The sequence below is a fragment of the Arthrobacter sp. SLBN-100 genome (assembly GCF_006715305.1).
Classification (GTDB): Bacteria; Actinomycetota; Actinomycetes; order Actinomycetales; family Micrococcaceae; genus Arthrobacter.
Genome location: NZ_VFMY01000001.1, coordinates 2,824,374 through 2,841,175, shown reverse-complemented (window position 1 = coordinate 2,841,175; position 16,802 = coordinate 2,824,374). Strand labels below are relative to the sequence as shown.

Sequence of the window (16,802 nt, the reverse complement as noted above, 5' to 3'; positions counted from 1 at the left end):
CGAAAGGAGCCGGCTGTGCCTTCAGACCACACCGCACAAGCGCTCGAATCCGAGGAGCTCGTGCCTCCCGCCGAACCCCACGCAGCGCACCTGCCCCTGGACCGTGCCATCGAAACCCAGGCCGATCTCAGTGCAGAGATCAACGCCCTCGGTGACGCCTACGTGCGGGCCCTCAAGGACGGCGCCCCGGCCGAGACCCAGCCCCGGCTGGACTACCCGCCCTACCGGAGCAGCATCCTGCGGCACCCCACCAAGAGCCTGCACCACGCGGACCCGGAGACCATCGAGCTGTACTCCCCGGCGTTCGGCCACCAGGATGTGCACGCCCTGGAGTCGGACCTGACCATCCAGCACAACGGCGAGCCCCAGGGTGAACGCATCATCGTGGCCGGCAAGGTCCTCGATGGCAACGGCCGGCCAGTCGCTGGCCAGCTCGTGGAAATCTGGCAGGCCAACGCCTCAGGCCGCTACATCCACAAGCGCGACCAGCACCCTGCTCCCATCGACCCCAACTTCACGGGCATCGGCCGCTGCATCACCGGCCCGGACGGCTCCTACCGGTTCACCACCATCAAGCCCGGCGCCTACCCCTGGAAGAACCACCTGAACGCCTGGCGCCCCGCGCACATCCACTTCTCGCTGTTCGGCACCGAGTTCACCCAGCGCATCATCACCCAGATGTACTTCCCGGGCGACCAGCTCTTCCCGCTGGATCCCATCTACCAGACCATCGTGGACCAGGACGCCCGCGACCGGCTGGTGGCCAGCTACGACCACAACCTCACCGAGCCGGAGTGGGCGCTGGGCTACAACTGGGACATCGTCCTGACCGGTCCCAAGCGGACCTGGACCGAAAACGAGGCGTTTGGTACAGCAGGCGACAGTAGTGAAGAGGCAGGAGAGTAGGAAAGATGAGCACCAAACTGGTACCCACCCCCGGCCAGACCGTCGGCCCGTTCTACGGCTACGCCCTGCCGTTCGAGAAGGACAACGAGCTCCTGGCCCCCGGGTCGCCTGGCTCCATCCGCCTCCAGGGCACCGTGTACGACGGGTCCGGCCAGGCCATCCCGGACGCCATCCTGGAAATCTGGCAGCCTGACACCGAGGGCAGGATCGTCCAGAAGACCGGATCCCTGGTCCGCGACGGCTACACCTTCACCGGCTGGGGCCGCGGGGCCGTCGGCAACTCCGGCGTCTACACCTTCACCACTGTGAATCCCGGTCCCACCCGGCCCGGCGCCGCGGCATTCATCTCCGTGGCCATCTTTGCCCGCGGCCTGACCAACCGGCTCTTCACCCGCATCTACCTTCCCGAAAACGGGGAGGCACTGGCCAACGACCCGCTGCTCAGCTCGCTGGACCCAGAGCGCCGCAAGACGCTCATCGCCCGGCGCGATGCCGACGGCGGCCTCACTTTTGATATCCGCCTTCAGGGTGAGGGCGAGACAGTCTTCCTGGACTTCCAGTGACTGACGCGGCCAGTTCAGCGGGCGGGGCCTTGGGGGCCGACGGCGACGCCGGCCTGCTCAGCCCTGTCTCGGCGTCGCCGCTTGTCGGGGCGCTGACGGGGGACCGGGCGGTGCTGGCGGCGATCCTCGCCGTCGAGTCCAGCTGGGCTGCCGTGCTGGAGAAGGCGGGCCTGGCACCCTCCGGTGCGGCCGCCGTCGTCGCCTCCGCTGCTGAGGCGGGCCGCTACGATCCCGCCGATATCGCCCGCCGTGCCCAGGGCGGCGGCAACCCCGTAATCCCGCTGCTGGGCGACCTCCGCAAGCAGGTCGCGGCGCTGGACACCGCCAACGTCGGCGCCGGGAAAGCCGTGCACACGTCACTGACCAGCCAGGACGTGCTGGACACCGCCCTGATGCTGGTTGCCCGGAACACCGTGGAGGCCGTGCTGGCTGATCTGAAAGGCGCGACGACGGCGCTCGCCGGCTTGGCGGAGCAGCATGCGGACACGTTGTGCGTGGGCAGGAGCCTGACCCAGCATTCACTTCCGTTCACGTTTGGCCTTCGGGCGGCGCAGTGGTTCCAGGGCGTCGCGGCCGCGGGGCACTATCTCGAGAACGTGGAGTTCCCGGTCCAGTTCGGCGGTGCCGCCGGCACGCTGGCTGCGGGCAGCGTCCTGACGTCCGGTTCACCCGTTACACCCTTCAGCCTGGCTGATGCGCTGGCGTCCCAGCTGGGCCTCGCCTCAGCGCCGGCGCCCTGGCACACCAACCGCCTGGCCATCACGTCGCTGGGCCATGCCCTGACAACAGTCCTGGATGCCTTCGGCAAGATCGCCGCTGACGTTCTGTTCCTGAGCCGGCCGGAGGTGGGCGAACTGGCCGAGCCGCGGGCCGCCGGCCGGGGCGTCTCCTCGGCGATGCCGCAGAAGCAGAACCCGGTGCTGTCCGTGCTGGTCCGCAGCGCGGCGCTTCAGGCCCCGGGCCTGGCAGCCCAGTTGCACCTGGCGGCCGCGAACTTCAATGACGAGCGGCCGGACGGCGCCTGGCACACCGAGTGGCCTGCGCTCCGGCAGCTGCTGGCCCTGGCACTCGGCGCTGCCGGCCGCGTCCGGGAGCTCACGGAGGGCCTGGTGGTCTTCCCGGACGCGATGCGCCGCAACCTGGACCTCGCCGGTCCGCTGCTCCTCGCTGAAGGCATGGGTGCCGCCGTGGCGCCGCTGCTTGAGGACAAGGGTGGCCGCAACGGCAAGCAGCAACTGCAGGCCGTGGTGGACCAGACCCTGCTGGCGCCGCCTGCTGAGCAAGCTGCGACCTACCGCAAGCTGCTCCGTGAAGCCGTCCCGGCGTCGGTCCTTCCGGACGTCCGGCTGGAGGAACTCCTCAACCCGGCCGGCTACCTCGGCGAGGCTGCGGAGATCTCCCGGCGGATCCTTGCCGCGTACCCGGACTTTGCCAATTCACCTGCTGATACCGATGCGAATGGAGCTTCCCATGGCTAAACCAGCCCTGAAGGCAGCGCTGCTGTCACCCCAGCGGCCCCTGGGCGACCACCCCCTGCTGGTGGTCGGCCCGTCCCTCGGCACCTCCTCGATCCTGTGGAACAGGGCTGCGTCCCTGCTGGGAAACGATTACGACGTGGTGGCCTGGGACCTGCCCGGCCACGGGGTCTCGCCTGCGGCCACGGAAGCGTTCGATATCGCCGCGCTCGCGGATGCGGTGGTGGAACTTATTGATTCCGTTGCCCCCGGTGAGGTGTTCCACTATGCGGGTGTCTCCCTGGGCGGTGCCATTGGCTTGCAGCTGGGCATCAAGCACGGTGAACGGCTGAAGAGCCTGTCCGTGCAGTGCAGCGGGGCCAAGATCGGCACACCGGAGGGCTGGCTGGAGCGCGCGGAAACTGTCCGCTCGCAGGGCACCCCGGTGATGATCCAGGGTTCGGCCCAGCGCTGGTTCGCCCCCGGTTTTATGGACCGCGAACCTGAGCTGAGCAGCAGGCTCCTGCACTCCCTGCGCGACGCCGACCGCTTCAGCTACGCCTTCTGCTGCGAGGCGCTGGCCGCCTTCGATGTCCGCGAGGAGCTCGGCAGCATCCAGGTTCCCACGCAGGTTATCGCCGGCGCGCTGGACGGCGTCGCCACACCGTCGATGGCCGAGGAAGTGGCTGTCGGGATCACCGCCGGCGGCGGCACCGCCACCGCCGTCACGCTCGAGGGAGTGGCGCACCTTGCCCCCGCCGAGGCGCCCGCCCACGTGGCGGAGCTGGTGCGCGGCCTCATCTCGTGGGTTGAATCACGGGCGGCGGCCAAGTGAGCGGGGCGGAACGGCGCGGTGCTGAGCGGCATGGCGTGGTCCAGCCGGAGGCCACCAGCCAGGAGATTTACGACGGCGGCATGAAGGTCCGCCGCGAGGTCCTGGGTGACGCGCACGTGGACCGGGCCAACGCCAACAAGGACGAGTTCACCGGGGACTTCCAGGACATGATCACGCGGATCGCGTGGGGTGGCATCTGGACCCGGCCGGGCCTGACCCGGCAGATGCGGTCCGCCGTCACCATCACCGCGATGGTGGCGCACGGGCACTGGGAAGAACTGGCCATGCACATCCGCGCGGCCCTCAGCAACGGCCTGAGCAGGGACGAGATCAAGGAAATCCTGCTCCAGACCGCCATCTATTGCGGAGTCCCGTCCGCCAATACTGCGTTCAAGACCGCCCAGCACGTATTCCGTGAACTGGACAGCAGCCACACCACCGAAACCCCCGCTGCCCCACCCAACTGACTCGCACTTAACGCCATCCAGTTGGCCCCACAGAGATTTAGAGGAGCATCATGAACCAGGCTTTTGTGTACGACGCCGTGCGCACCCCGTTCGGGAAGTTCGGCTCCGGCCTTGCCGCAGTCCGCCCGGACGACCTCGCCGCGCATGTGATCAAGGAGTCCGTGAAGCGGGCCCCGGCGCTTGATGTTGAGCGGATTGATGAAGTGGTGTTCGGCAACGCCAACGGCGCGGGCGAGGAGAACCGGAACATCGCCCGGATGGGCACCCTGCTCGCAGGATTGCCGGTGTCCATTCCGGGCACCACGGTCAATCGGCTGTGCGGGTCGTCGCTGGACGCGGCGATCATCGCCTCGCGCCAGATCAACGCCGGCGACGCGGACCTGGTGCTCGTCGGTGGGGCCGAGTCCATGTCCCGGGCGCCGTGGGTGCTGCCGAAGACGGAGAAGCCCTACCCGGCCGGGGACATGACCCTGGCCTCCACCACCCTTGGGTGGCGGCTGGTCAACAAGGCGATGCCGAAGGAATGGACCATCTCCCTCGGCGAGGCCACTGAGCGTTTGCGCGAGAAGTACGGCGTGAGCCGGGAGCAGCAGGACCAGTTCGCGGCTGATTCACACAATCTCTCCGCTGCGGCGTGGGACGAGGGCTTCTACGACAACCTCGTGGCGCCGGTGCCGGGCACGGACCCGGTGCGGGATGAGGGCATCCGCCCCGGCTCGACGGCGGAAAAGCTCGCCGCTCTAAAGACGGTGTTCCGGAAGGAACCCGAGGGCGCCGAAGTGGGCGGCACGGTCACCGCCGGCAATGCTTCGCCGTTGTCCGACGGCGCCTCCGCGGCCTGGATCGGCAGCGAAAGCGCCGCGGGGCTGCTGGGCCTCGAACCCCTGGCACGGATCGCCGGCCGCGGCGCGCACGGCAACGACCCCCAGTACTTTGGGTTCGCCCCGGTGGAGGCGGCGAACAAGGCCCTCGCGAAAGCGGGCATTGGCTGGGACCAGGTGGGCGCCGTCGAACTCAACGAAGCCTTTGCCGCGCAGTCCCTGGCCTGCATCAACGCCTGGGGCATCGACCCAGGAATCGTGAACCGGCACGGCGGGGCGATCGCCATGGGCCACCCGCTGGGCGCGTCCGGCACCAGGATCCTGGGCACCCTGGCCCGGAGCCTGCAGGCCTCCGGCCAGCGCTGGGGCGTCGCGGCGATCTGTATCGGCGTCGGGCAGGGCCTGGCCGTGGTCCTTGAAAACGTCACTGCTCGGAAGGCCTAGATAATGCTGAACTTTGTAGATTCTGTCCAGGAGGCCGTGGCCGGTATCAAGGATGGTTCCACGGTGATGATCGGCGGGTTCGGCAATGCCGGGCAGCCGTTCGAGCTGATCGATGCGCTGCTGGAGTGCGGTGCCACCGGCCTGACGGTGGTGAACAACAACGCCGGGCAGGGCGACCAGGGCCTGGCGCTGCTGATCAAGGAAGGCCGGGTGAAGAAGATGATCTGTTCCTTCCCGCGGCAGTCCGACTCCTGGCACTTTGATGCCAAGTACAAGGCCGGTGAGATCGAACTCGAACTGGTGCCGCAGGGGAACCTGGCCGAGCGGATCCGTGCCGCGGGTGCGGGCATCGGCGGGTTCTTTACCCCCACTGGTTATGGCACCATGCTGGCCGAGGGCAAGGAAACCCGCATCATTGACGGCCGCGGCCAGGTGTTCGAGACGCCCATCCACGCCGACGTCGCCCTGATCAAGGCCCTGAAGGCGGACGGGAAGGGCAACCTCGTGTACCGCAAGACCGCCCGGAACTTCGGCCCCATCATGGCGGCGGCGGCGAAGCAGACCATCGTCCAGGTGTCCAAGATCGTTCCCACCGGCGCCTTGGACCCGGAGAACGTGGTGACGCCCGGCATTTACGTCAACACGGTTGTCCGCGTCCCGGCCTCAGACCGCCGCACCGCCGGCACTAGCGAGAAGGTGGCTTGAGATGACCACTGCAACATCCATCCAGACCTCCGCCACGCCCCTGGGCCGCGATGACCTGGCCCGCCTGGTAGCCAGGGACATCGCCCCGGGGTCGTTTGTGAACCTGGGCATCGGCCAGCCCACCCTGGTGTCCAACTACCTCACCGAGGAACAGGACATCACCCTCCATACGGAGAACGGGATGCTTGGCATGGGGCCGGAGGCCACGGGGGACCAGATCGATGGCGACCTCATCAACGCCGGCAAGATCCCCGTTACCGAGCTTCCCGGGGCGGCGTACTTCCACCACGCGGACTCGTTCGCGATCATGCGCGGCGGCCACCTGGACATCTGCGTCCTGGGAGCGTTCCAGGTCTCGGCCACCGGTGACCTCGCGAACTGGCACACCGGGGCACCCGGGGCCATTCCCGCCGTCGGCGGTGCCATGGACCTCGCAACGGGCGCCAAGGATGTCTTCGTGATGATGACGCTCCTGACCCGCGAAGGCGCCTCGAAGATCGTGGAAACGTGCACTTACCCGCTCACCGGCGTGGGCTGCGTCACCCGCGTCTACACGGACAAAGCTGTGTTCCTCACCGGGCCCGACGGCGTCACCGTCCGCGAAACCTTCGGCTGCACCCTCGAAGAGCTCCAGGAACTGGTCCCCGTGCCGCTCAGGGCCGCCGCGGTCGGTGGTTGAGCCTGCCGAAACCTGACCGCCCCTAGGATTGGTAACCATGACCGACGCCGCCCGCACAGACACGCAGCCCCCGCAGGCCAGCGACCAGTACGTCCAGTCGCTCGCCCGGGGCCTGGCGGTGATCCGTGCCTTCGATGCCGAGCGTCCCGTCATGACGCTCTCCGAGGTGGCTGCCCGCACCGGGCTCACGCGCGCCACTGCACGCCGGTTCCTGCACACCCTCGTGGAGCTGGGGTATGTGCGGACCGACGGCAAGACCTTCGCGTTGACTGCCAAGGTGCTCCAGTTGGGGTATGCGTACCTGTCCGGGTTGTCGCTGCCGCAGCTGGCGCAGCCGCACCTGGAGGAGCTGTCCCTGAAGCTGGGGGAATCCACCTCCGCGGCCGTGCTGGACGGGACCGACATCGCCTACATCGCCCGGGTGACCACCCGGCGGATCATGAACGTCGGCATCACGGTAGGCACCCGCTTCCCGGCGTACGCCACCTCCATGGGGAGGGTGCTCCTCGCCGGCCTGCCGCCCGCTGACCTGAAGGCATATCTGGCAGCCGCAGAGATCAAGCCGCTGACCCCGCGCGCCCTCGGATCCGTCCCGGAGCTGCTCGCGGTGCTGGACACCGTCCGCGCCCAGGGTTGGTGCCTGCTGGACCAGGAGCTGGAGCTGGGCCTGATGTCCGTGGCGGCGCCCGTTTACGACGGCCCGAAGGTAGTCGCGGCGGTCAACGTCTCCCTTCAGGCGCAGACTGTTGCAGCGCAACCGGACCCGGACGCCTACCTGGCCTCGGTGGCCCAGGAAATCGTGGCGACGGCGAAACTCGTCTCCGCGGACCTGAGCGCCCGGGGATAAGCACGGCTTCAGCGCAGCCGGATTCACCCCGGCCGCGCCGGACCGCGCCATAAGTACGGCTCTCAGTGCGCAGGGACTGCCCCTGCGCAGTGAACCCGGCTTTCAGGGCGCAGCCCGGTACGGGCAAAGGTAACTCTTTGCCATCCAAGCTAGCCGCCCTACTCCCGCCGCAGCGGTGCGGGCCATAGACTCTAGCCAACTACGTGCAGCAGTGCCGCTCCGCGACCCCCTGATCCAGGTCGGGCCCAGCAGGACGGCGCTGCCGCATCCGTTCAGCGAGGGGAGTCGGCGGGTGAAACTGGGCATACCGAGGGAACGCCGGGAGGGTGAACGGCGGGTGGCCGCCACCCCGGATACGGTCAAGCAACTGGTGGCGCTGGGCGTGGAACTTCTCATCGAGGCGGGCGCCGGAACGGCCGCCGGGCACCCGGACACGGCATACCTCCAGGCCGGAGGGAAGATTGTCCCGGAGCTGGACCTGGCTCAGTTGGATGTCCTGGCCCACGTCCGGCCCCTGGACCCGAACACTGTGAGATCCCTGAAGCGGGGAGCCGTCACGGCGGGGCTCGCCTCGCCGTCGTCCGAACTCCCAACTGTTGAGGCGCTCGCCGATGCCGGCATAACGTCCTTCGCCCTTGAACTGGTGCCGCGCATCTCCCGCGCCCAGTCCATGGACGCCCTCAGCTCCCAGGCACTGGTGGCCGGGTACCGCTGCGTTCTGGAGGCGGCCATCCGGCTGCCCCGCTTCTTCCCCCTGTACATGACCGCAGCCGGGACTGTTCCCCCCGCCCGGGTCCTGGTGCTCGGTGCCGGCGTGGCCGGGCTACAGGCCATCGGCACGGCAAAGCGGCTCGGCGCCCGGGTTTTCGCGAACGACATCCGCCCCGCCTCCGCAGATGAGGTGGCCTCCATGGGCGGCACCTTCGTCCGGCTGGACCTCGAAACCGCGGAGGCGGCCGGCGGCTACGCCCGCCAGCTCAGTTCCGACGCCGGAACCCGGCAGCGGCAGCTGCTTGCCCCGCACGTGGCGCAGGCGGACGTGCTGATTACGACGGCGGCCGTCCCAGGCAGGCGCGCACCGCTCCTGGTCACCACCGAGATGGTCGAGGGCATGCGGCCGGGTTCGGTCGTCGTCGACCTCGCCGCAGAATCCGGCGGCAACGTGGAGGGCGTTGTACCCGGCCAGGACATTCCAGTCCCCACAGCGGACGGCTCCGGCTACATCACCCTGGTGGGCCTGAAGGACGCACCCTCTGCGATGGCCTCCGACGCTTCCCGCCTCTACGCCAAAAACGTGGCCAACCTGCTGGCCCTGGTCATCAAGGACGGCACTGTGGCGCCGGACTTCGACGACGATGTGCTCGCCGGAGCCTGCCTGACGCACGACGGCGCGGTGCGGCACCAGCCCACCAATGAACTGCTGGCCGCGCGAGCCGGCAGCCGGCGGGAAGGGGTGCTCTGATGGACGGGATGAGCCTGCTGACCATCACGGTCCTGGCCGTGTTTGTTGGTTTCGAGGTGGTCTCCAAGGTCTCCAGCACCCTGCACACGCCCCTGATGTCCGGCGCGAACGCCATCCACGGGATCATTCTGGTGGGTGCCATCATCGTGGCCGGCCAGGCAGTGGACCCATGGGTGCTTGCGGTGGCCCTCCTCGCCGTCGTCCTCGCCACCGCCAACCTCGTGGGCGGCTTTGTGGTGACCGACCGGATGCTGCACATGTTCCACGCCCGAAAAGCAGTGGGCAGCAGTAAAGCAGGCACGCAAGAGACAACCGGGCAGGTGGAAGGCAAATGAGCCTCCTCGACCCCGTCTGGACCTCGCTCCTCTATCTGGCCGCCGCCGTCTGCTTCATCCTGGCCCTGCGCGGCCTCAGCTCGCCGCGCACCGCCCGCCGCGGAAACCTGATCGGCGCGCTGGGAGCCCTGATCGCCGTCGTTGCCGTATTCCTGTCCTCCCGGCTGGAGAACGTCCCCTGGATCCTCGCCGCCATTGCCGTTGGATCAGCGGTGGCAGCTCCAGTGGCGCGCCGGGTCAAAATGACCCAGATGCCGCAGCTTGTGGCGCTGTTCAACGGCGTGGGCGGTGGCGCGGCCGCACTTGTGGCGCTTCTTGAACTCAGCCATGCGGACGATCCCTGGGTCCGGCTGGCCATCGTCTTCACGCTTCTGGTGGGCGCAGTTTCCTTCGCCGGCTCGGGCGTCACCTTTGCCAAGCTGCAGGAACTGATGACCACACGGCCGGTCCTTTTCCCGGGCCTGCCGGCGGTGATGGCGGCGGTGCTGATCGCGGCGGTGGCGGCCGGCGTCGGCGTCATCCTCACCGGTTCGCCCGCGCTCGCGGTGCTGCTGCTGGTGCTGGGCCTTGCTGCGGGGATCCTCCTGGTGCTTCCCGTGGGCGGCGCCGACGTCCCGATCGTGATCTCACTGCTGAACGCCTTCACCGGCCTGGCGGTGGCCGCCTCGGGCCTGGTGCTGGGCAATGTGCTGCTGGTGGTGGCGGGCACCCTGGTGGGCGCGTCGGGCACCATCCTCACCCGGGCCATGGCCGCCGCCATGGGCCGGGGCGTTGCGGGCATCCTGTTCGGCGCCTTCCGGGGAGGTTCGACGGCGGGATCCACCGCCGTGAGCGAGCGGCCCGTCCGGTCCTCCAGCGCCGAGGACGTGGCGGTGCTCCTGGGCTACGCGCAGCGCGTCATCATTGTTCCCGGCTACGGCCTGGCGGTGGCACAGGGCCAGCACACCGCGGCAGAGCTTGCCCTGGCGCTGGAAGCCCGGGGAATCGACGTCGATTTTGCCATCCATCCCGTCGCCGGCCGGATGCCCGGGCATATGAATGTGCTCCTGGCCGAGGCCAATGTCCCGTACGAATCACTCAAGGAGATGGGCGAGATCAACCCGCAGTTCAAGACCGCGGATGTGGCGCTGGTGGTAGGCGCTAACGACGTTGTGAACCCCGCGGCCAAGACGTCCTCCGGTTCCCCGATCTACGGCATGCCTATCCTGGAGGTGGCAGACGCCCGGCAGGTGGTGTTCCTGAAGCGGTCCATGCGGCCTGGCTTCGCCGGGATCGAGAACGACCTGCTCTACGAACCCCAGACCTCCCTGCTGTTCGGCGACGCCAAGGACTCCCTGGCCCAGGTCCTCGGAGCGGTAAAGACGCTCTAGCCGTCCCTCCTGCTGCATGGCCCTCGGCGGGCAGGCTACTCTTCTTTCAGAAGTAGCCTTTCCATTTCGCCACCAGAGGACACCATGACTGCCAACAGCTCCACTGCCCCCCAACGCGCAGCCATCATCATCAATCCTGCCAAGCCGGTGGACATCGACGTGCGCGGACTCGTCGCCAAGCACTGCGTCGAAAACGGCTGGGGCGAGCCGCTCTGGTTCGAAACCACTAAAGAGGATCCGGGCGTCGGCCAGGCAAAGGACGCCCTTGCCCAGGGGGCTGACATCGTCATCGCGGCCGGCGGTGACGGAACCGTCCGGTGCGTGGCCGAGGTTCTCTCCGGCGGCGAAACCCCCATGGGCCTGCTTCCGCTCGGCACCGGAAACCTCCTGGCCCGCAACCTCGGCATGGACGTCACGGACTACGACGGTGCCATGGCCGGCGCGCTCATCGGCACCGAGCGGAAGATCGACGTCGTCCGAGCGCGCCGCAGCGACCCGGACCAGGAGCAGCTCTTCCTGGTCATGGCCGGGGTGGGGTACGACGCCACTATCATGGCCGACACGGACGAGAAGCTTAAGCAAAAGGTAGGTTGGCTGGCGTACGTGGACGCCGGAATCCGGAACCTGCCGGGCAAGCCCGTGAAGGCCACCATCGTGATCGACGGCAAGGTTGCTGCTCGCCGCGGCGTACGAAGCGTCATGGTGGGCAACTGCGGCAAGGTGCAGGGCGGGCTGGAGATCTTCCCGGACGCCAAAATGGATGACGGTTTGCTGGACGTGGCCGTGCTGGCACCCCACCACGGAAAGCTGGGCTGGCTCTCCGTGGTCGCAGGGATGATCGGGAAGGGCCGCGGCAAGGACACTGCAGTGGAGTACTTCCAGGGCAGGACCGTAGAGATCACCCTGGAGCACAAGGACGATTACCAGCTCGACGGCGACCACGAGGGCCAGGGCAAGCACGTCCTGATGACCATGGACCCGGGCGCCCTGACCCTCCGGATGTAACCCCCAACCGAGTCGCACCTAACGTCGTCAAACCCGGAAATGACGACGTTAAATGCGAGTTACTTGGGAAGGTGCGGACCGGTGGGCCAGGATCTCCGCGAGCTCTGCAAGCCGGTGCGCCCGCGCCGATTCTGCCGGTGTGAACGGCTCCCCGGGCCGGACGAAGGTGATGGGCCCGTGCCATGCGGTGGGGATCTTCAGCCGGGTGCCGGCGTCATGCTTCTCCAATGCGGCTTCGGCGGGGGTGAGGATCCTTGCCCGCAGCAGCTCCGCCACAGCGAGCGGAAGCTCCTCGGGCGCGTCCGCGATCCGGGCAGCGAGGCTGAGGGCCTTGGTCTGGCCGTCGGCCACAGCCAGGGCCGTGGTGGGCCAGACGTGGGCACGGGTGCCGCCGCCGTCGCGCAGGGCATCCAGGAGTTCGCGTTCGCCCAGGTGCCCGGGGGCGGACAGGACAAACTCGTCCAGCACTCCGCCCGCAACCGGGTGCACATGGATGCTCAGGATGTTGGTTCCTGTCCTGGCCAGTGCGCCGGTGAGCTTCTGCAGGGAACCCGGCTCGTCGCGCAGGACGGTGCGGGCCCGCCAGAGAGCAGGGGCCGTGCCCAGCTTCCGCCGGTGGCGCAGCGCCGGCGCGTGCAGCCAGCCCCGCAGGATCCGGGCCGCGGAAGGTTCGGCCACCCAGATCACCAGCACCGTTGCGGTAAGGGTGAGCACCAGCACCTTGGCCACGTAGGGCAGGTGGGTCTCCACCACCAGGGCGTGCACCAGGAGTTCGATGGGCAGCATCACGGCCACATTGGCCAGGGTCAGCCGGGCTTTGGGAGGTTCGGGCATCATGCCGCAGACTTCGCAGCTCAATTCGGCCGCGGGAGTGTTCCGTGCGGGAGGCTTCATGCCTCAAGCATCGGATAGGGCTGTTTCAGGGGTGTTGCCCCACCGTTCCATTCATGGGAACGCCTTGGCCGGCTGCGGCGGGCGGCGCCGTAGGATTTAGCAGGAACGTCAGCGCGGCCGCCCGCCAGAAATCCAACCGCTCCGCAGGAAGGCGCTGCCCCTTGAAGCTGCTCGCCGAGATGTTCAGCATTGGTCCCGGCAACAAGGACCACCACCCCGCGCTGCGCTGCGCCGTGGGCGTCTTCGTTCCGCTCCTCACGCTGGTGCTCCTGGGCCGGCTGGACCTGGCCATCTTCGCGTCCTTCGGCGCCTTCACCGGCATCTACGGGCGCGGTGAACCTCACGGCACCCGGTTCGCGCTCCAGTTGCGGGCCGGGCTCCTGATGCTCGCGGTCATCCTGCTGGCCACGCTGGCGGCGAGGACGGCCACAGGCCTGAACCTCGACAGCGCCGGCACGGCATGGCTCCTGGTTCCCGCCACCACCCTCGTGGCGGGTGCCTGCTCATTGATCATCTCCTGGTGGCGGATCCGCCCGGCGGGCTCGCTGTTCCACATCTTCGCGTTCGCTGCCATCGCGTCCATCCCCAACCAGCCGCCGCTGTGGCAGGCCATGCTGGTTGCCGTGCTCACCACGGCGTTCTGCCTGCTGATCGGCTTCTCCGCCAGGATCCTGCCCAGCCACCGCGTCCCCTGGGTACGGCCGCCGCCTGTCCGGCGCACGCCCAACGAGAAACGCGCCGCCTGGCTCGAGGGCCTTGGCTACCTCATCGCCGCCGGACTGGCCGGATCCCTGGCCACTTGGACCGGAGAACTGCTGGGTTTCGGTCACAATTACTGGGCCATGGTTGCGGCCGTTGTCCCGCTCGTGGGGCACACCACCCGGCACCGCGTCCGCCGCGGCATCCAGAGGATCGTCGGCACCGTTCTTGGGCTGGTGATCCTGGCCGGCATTGTGCTGCTGAACCTGGAGCCCTGGCAGACCGTGCTGGTCATGGCCCTGTGCCAGTTCGGTGCCGAAATGTTCATCATCCGCCAGTACCTGCTCGCCCAGCTCTTCGTGACACCCCTTGCCCTGATTTCCACCCTGCTGGTGGTGCCGTCCCCGCCAAACATCCTGCTCCGGGACCGCATCATCGAAACGGTGATTGGGGCCGTCGTCGGCATAGCGGTGGTGCTGGCACCGGGCGCCTGGCGCCGTTTGCGGGAACGTACGACGGCGGGTCCCGGCCAGGTGCCCAACTCACCACGGGCACGGCAGGGGTAGGCTGAAAGCATCCCATTCAACGGAAACGGGGGTGTGGTGGCCAATTCCGCTTCGGGCGATTCGGTGGTGGACAGGATTGTCCGGCTGATCGCCGCATTTCCCCAGGACGTCGGCGCCCTGCAGCTTTCGGAACTTGCAGCCCGCGCCGGGTTGCCGCTGACCACCACCCACCGGCTGGTCCGCCAGCTCGCCGGGCATGGACTGCTGGACACCGGTCCCGGGGGTAGCGTGCGGCCGGGGCTCCGCCTGTGGGAGCTCGTGAACCGCGCGTCCCCTGCCCTGGCGCTGCGGCAGGCGGCGATGCCGTTTATGGAGGACATCCAGCACGTCCTCAACCAGAACGTGAACCTGGCGGTGCTGGATGGCTGGGAGGCGCTCTTTGTGGAACGTCTGTCCCGGCGGGGTTCGGTGGCCAACCGCGCGCAGGTGGCCGGGCGGATGCCCATCCACATCTCGTCGGCGGGGCTGGCGCTGATGGCGCACCAGGACAAGGCGCTCCAGGGTGAGTACCTGGATCAGTTCGCCGATCCCGACGGGAAAATCAGCAGGGACGAGGTCCGCACCCTGTTGGCTGAAACGGCCCACCAGGGCTTCGCCCAGCTGAAGGGCGTGGTGGATCCGGACACCTGGGGGATCGCCGTCCCGGTCCTCAACCGGAAACAACGGGCTGTGGCGTCGCTCGGCGTCGTGGTTCCTTTACAGGAGATGCGGCTGCAGGCGCTGGTGCCCGCGCTGCAGACCGCCGCCCGGGGCATCGCCCGGCGTCTTTCCGATTCCTGATCCTGTTCCCATTGAACGGAATTGCCGTGTCGGGAATCACTGTCTATGGCGCACACTGATTGCCAGACCCACCCACCCGGCGCCGCCCCTGCGGAGCCCCGCAACGAAGCGAGACGTCCAATGGCAGCACGCAATATCATCACCACCCAGGTGGCCATCATGGGCGCAGGCCCTGCCGGACTGATGCTCTCCCACCTGCTGGCGAAATCGGGCATCGACTCCACCGTCATCGAAGTCCGCAGCCACAAGGACATCTCCGAAACGGTCCGCGCCGGCATCCTGGAGCACGGGACTGTGAACATGCTGGTGGACAGCGGGGTTTCGGACCGGGTGCTGCGGGACGGGGACCGGCATGACGGCATCGAACTGCGGTTCAACGGCGAGAGCCACCGTGTCGACTTCAAGGAACTGGTGGGGGAGTCCGTGTGGCTCTACCCGCAGACGGACGTGTTCCTGGACCTCGCCGCACGCAGGAAGGCCGACGGCGGCGATGTCCGCTATAGCGTCACGGACACCTCCATCCACGATCTCGAGGGAAAGCCCAGGGTCTGTTTCACCGATGCCGACGGTGTGGAGTATGAGATCCAGGCGGACTTCCTGGTGGGGGCGGACGGCTCCCGCAGCCACTGCCGGTTCCAGATCCCCGAAGAGCACCGCAGGTGGTATTTCCACGAGTACCCCTTCGCCTGGTTCGGGATCCTGGCCGAGGCTCCCCGCAGTTCCGATGAGCTGATCTACGCCAACTCGGACAACGGCTTCGCCCTGATCAGCCAGCGCACCGAGACGGTCCAGCGGATGTACTTCCAGTGCGATCCCAAGGAGAACGTGGCGGAGTGGGATGATGACCGGATCTGGGCCGAATTCCGCAGCCGGGTCAACGGCAACGGCTTCGAGCTCAAGGAAGGGCCGGTCATCGAGAAGATGGTCCTGCCGTTCCGCAGCTTCGTCCACACCCCCATGCGCCACGGCAACCTGTTCCTCGCCGGGGACGCCGCACACACCGTGCCGCCCACCGGCGCCAAGGGCCTGAACCTGGCCATCCATGACGTCAAGGTCCTCTTTGAAGGGCTGGACAGCCACTACAACTCCGGCTCGGACCGGCTGCTGGACGGTTACAGCGACCGCGCCCTGGAGCGGGTGTGGAAGGCGCAGCAGTTCTCCTACTGGATGACCACCATGCTTCACACCCCGGCTGACGCCGACGATTTCTCGCGTGCGCGGCAACTCGGCGAGCTGCACTCGGTGGTGTCTTCCAGGCACGGCATGGCCTACCTCGCCGAGGCCTACACCGGGTGGCCGGGCGGCGCTTCCCGGGGGTAAGTCTCCTGGAATGACGACGACGGGCTGACGCCGGCTATGGCGGCAGGTCGCCGTCGTAGGCGGGGCGAAAGGCGCCTCAGGGCGCCAGCAGCCGCCGGACTGCTGCGGCAATGGCCGCAGCGTCAGGCTGCTCGTCCCGCCTGACTGTGAGCAGGTGGAGCAGCACGCCGTCGCCGTAGTCCGCCACGTCCCGCGCACGGGCGGGCGCATCAGCTATGCCCAACGCGGCGAGGGCCTGTTCCAGTCCGCCCACCAGCCGGAAGTGCCCGGCCGTCACTGACTCGGGCCTGTCCAGCGAGAGGGCCAGTCGGGCGCGGGATAGGCCCTCGTACTGTCCGGCCAGCGCCAGCACCAGGGCGGCCAGTTGGCCTGCCAGCTCCTCAATGTTCTGCGGCGGACCTGCCGGGCCCTGGTCCTGCAGGAGCGCGGCGTCGAGTTCCAGCAGACGGTCCAGTACCGCTTCGACGAGGGCCGCGCGGTTCCGGTAGTAGTTCGACGTGGTGCCTTCGGGCAGGTGGGCCGCCGCGTCAACGGCCCGGTGGGTCAGGCCCTTCATGCCCCTGGCCGCCAGAACGGCCAAGGCGGCATCCATCAGTTCTGTGCGGCGGTCAGGCATGGGCCCAGTGTAATGACCGCTTCTTAGCCACTAC

At 68.1% G+C, this 16,802-nt stretch carries 18 protein-coding genes; 16 read left to right on the top strand and 2 right to left on the bottom strand.

The window, feature by feature from the left end:
* The first annotated feature begins 15 nt into the window (after positions 1–15).
* The 13 genes from pcaH (at position 16) to FBY31_RS13100 (ending at position 11,893) form a co-directional block, all read left to right on the top strand.
* The gene (gene pcaH, locus FBY31_RS13160) at positions 16–906 is read left to right on the top strand and encodes a protocatechuate 3,4-dioxygenase subunit beta (RefSeq protein ID WP_142041614.1); all 891 of its coding nucleotides are present in this window, start codon (positions 16–18) and stop codon (positions 904–906) included.
* A gap of 5 nt (positions 907–911) precedes the next feature.
* Positions 912–1,469 carry a protocatechuate 3,4-dioxygenase subunit alpha gene (gene pcaG, locus FBY31_RS13155; protein WP_142041611.1) on the top strand — a complete coding sequence of 186 codons (558 nt, stop codon included), beginning with the start codon at positions 912–914 and terminating at the stop codon, positions 1,467–1,469.
* The gene (locus FBY31_RS13150) at positions 1,466–2,947 is read left to right on the top strand and encodes a lyase family protein (RefSeq protein WP_235013050.1); all 1,482 of its coding nucleotides are present in this window, start codon (positions 1,466–1,468) and stop codon (positions 2,945–2,947) included. The genes pcaG and FBY31_RS13150 overlap by 4 nt, the downstream gene beginning before the upstream one ends.
* Complete coding sequence (locus FBY31_RS13145) at positions 2,940–3,758, top strand: alpha/beta fold hydrolase (protein ID WP_142041608.1); 819 nt, start codon at positions 2,940–2,942, stop codon at positions 3,756–3,758. The genes FBY31_RS13150 and FBY31_RS13145 overlap by 8 nt, the downstream gene beginning before the upstream one ends.
* On the top strand, positions 3,755–4,225 hold the full coding sequence (gene pcaC, locus FBY31_RS13140; RefSeq protein ID WP_142041605.1) for a 4-carboxymuconolactone decarboxylase: 471 nt from the start codon (positions 3,755–3,757) through the stop codon (positions 4,223–4,225). The genes FBY31_RS13145 and pcaC overlap by 4 nt, the downstream gene beginning before the upstream one ends.
* Before the next feature lie 50 nt (positions 4,226–4,275).
* The gene (locus FBY31_RS13135; RefSeq protein ID WP_142041602.1) at positions 4,276–5,490 is read left to right on the top strand and encodes a thiolase family protein; all 1,215 of its coding nucleotides are present in this window, start codon (positions 4,276–4,278) and stop codon (positions 5,488–5,490) included.
* A 3-nt stretch (positions 5,491–5,493) separates the two neighbouring features.
* Positions 5,494–6,195, top strand: a complete 702-nt coding sequence (locus FBY31_RS13130) for a 3-oxoacid CoA-transferase subunit A (RefSeq protein ID WP_142041599.1) — start codon at positions 5,494–5,496, stop codon at positions 6,193–6,195.
* Between the two features lies 1 nt (position 6,196).
* Positions 6,197–6,874, top strand: coding sequence for a 3-oxoacid CoA-transferase subunit B (locus tag FBY31_RS13125; RefSeq protein WP_142041596.1), 678 nt, complete (start codon positions 6,197–6,199; stop codon positions 6,872–6,874).
* A 37-nt stretch (positions 6,875–6,911) separates the two neighbouring features.
* On the top strand, positions 6,912–7,721 hold the full coding sequence (locus FBY31_RS13120; RefSeq protein WP_142041593.1) for an IclR family transcriptional regulator domain-containing protein: 810 nt from the start codon (positions 6,912–6,914) through the stop codon (positions 7,719–7,721).
* A gap of 292 nt (positions 7,722–8,013) precedes the next feature.
* Entirely contained in the window at positions 8,014–9,183 is a 1,170-nt protein-coding gene (locus FBY31_RS13115; protein ID WP_142041591.1) for a Re/Si-specific NAD(P)(+) transhydrogenase subunit alpha, read from the top strand.
* On the top strand, positions 9,183–9,518 hold the full coding sequence (locus tag FBY31_RS13110) for an NAD(P) transhydrogenase subunit alpha (protein ID WP_142041588.1): 336 nt from the start codon (positions 9,183–9,185) through the stop codon (positions 9,516–9,518). Before FBY31_RS13115 ends, FBY31_RS13110 begins: the two co-directional genes overlap by 1 nt.
* Positions 9,515–10,888 carry an NAD(P)(+) transhydrogenase (Re/Si-specific) subunit beta gene (locus FBY31_RS13105; protein ID WP_142041586.1) on the top strand — a complete coding sequence of 458 codons (1,374 nt, stop codon included), beginning with the start codon at positions 9,515–9,517 and terminating at the stop codon, positions 10,886–10,888. Before FBY31_RS13110 ends, FBY31_RS13105 begins: the two co-directional genes overlap by 4 nt.
* Before the next feature lie 84 nt (positions 10,889–10,972).
* The gene (locus tag FBY31_RS13100) at positions 10,973–11,893 is read left to right on the top strand and encodes a diacylglycerol/lipid kinase family protein (RefSeq protein ID WP_142041584.1); all 921 of its coding nucleotides are present in this window, start codon (positions 10,973–10,975) and stop codon (positions 11,891–11,893) included.
* Positions 11,894–11,941: 48 nt separating this feature from the next.
* On the opposite strand, the gene FBY31_RS13095 is transcribed toward FBY31_RS13100, so the two are convergent.
* Entirely contained in the window at positions 11,942–12,787 is an 846-nt protein-coding gene (locus FBY31_RS13095) for an ACT domain-containing protein (protein WP_142041581.1), read from the bottom strand.
* A 161-nt stretch (positions 12,788–12,948) separates the two neighbouring features.
* Between FBY31_RS13095 and FBY31_RS13090 the strand changes: the two genes are divergently transcribed.
* The 3 genes from FBY31_RS13090 (at position 12,949) to FBY31_RS13080 (ending at position 16,152) form a co-directional block, all read left to right on the top strand.
* The gene (locus tag FBY31_RS13090; RefSeq protein WP_142045357.1) at positions 12,949–14,052 is read left to right on the top strand and encodes an FUSC family protein; all 1,104 of its coding nucleotides are present in this window, start codon (positions 12,949–12,951) and stop codon (positions 14,050–14,052) included.
* Between the two features lie 36 nt (positions 14,053–14,088).
* Complete coding sequence (locus FBY31_RS13085) at positions 14,089–14,832, top strand: IclR family transcriptional regulator (protein WP_142041578.1); 744 nt, start codon at positions 14,089–14,091, stop codon at positions 14,830–14,832.
* A gap of 120 nt (positions 14,833–14,952) precedes the next feature.
* On the top strand, positions 14,953–16,152 hold the full coding sequence (locus FBY31_RS13080; protein ID WP_142041575.1) for a 4-hydroxybenzoate 3-monooxygenase: 1,200 nt from the start codon (positions 14,953–14,955) through the stop codon (positions 16,150–16,152).
* Between the two features lie 76 nt (positions 16,153–16,228).
* On the opposite strand, the gene FBY31_RS13075 is transcribed toward FBY31_RS13080, so the two are convergent.
* Complete coding sequence (locus FBY31_RS13075; protein WP_142041572.1) at positions 16,229–16,768, bottom strand: TetR/AcrR family transcriptional regulator; 540 nt, start codon at positions 16,766–16,768, stop codon at positions 16,229–16,231.
* Positions 16,769–16,802: the final 34 nt, after the last annotated feature.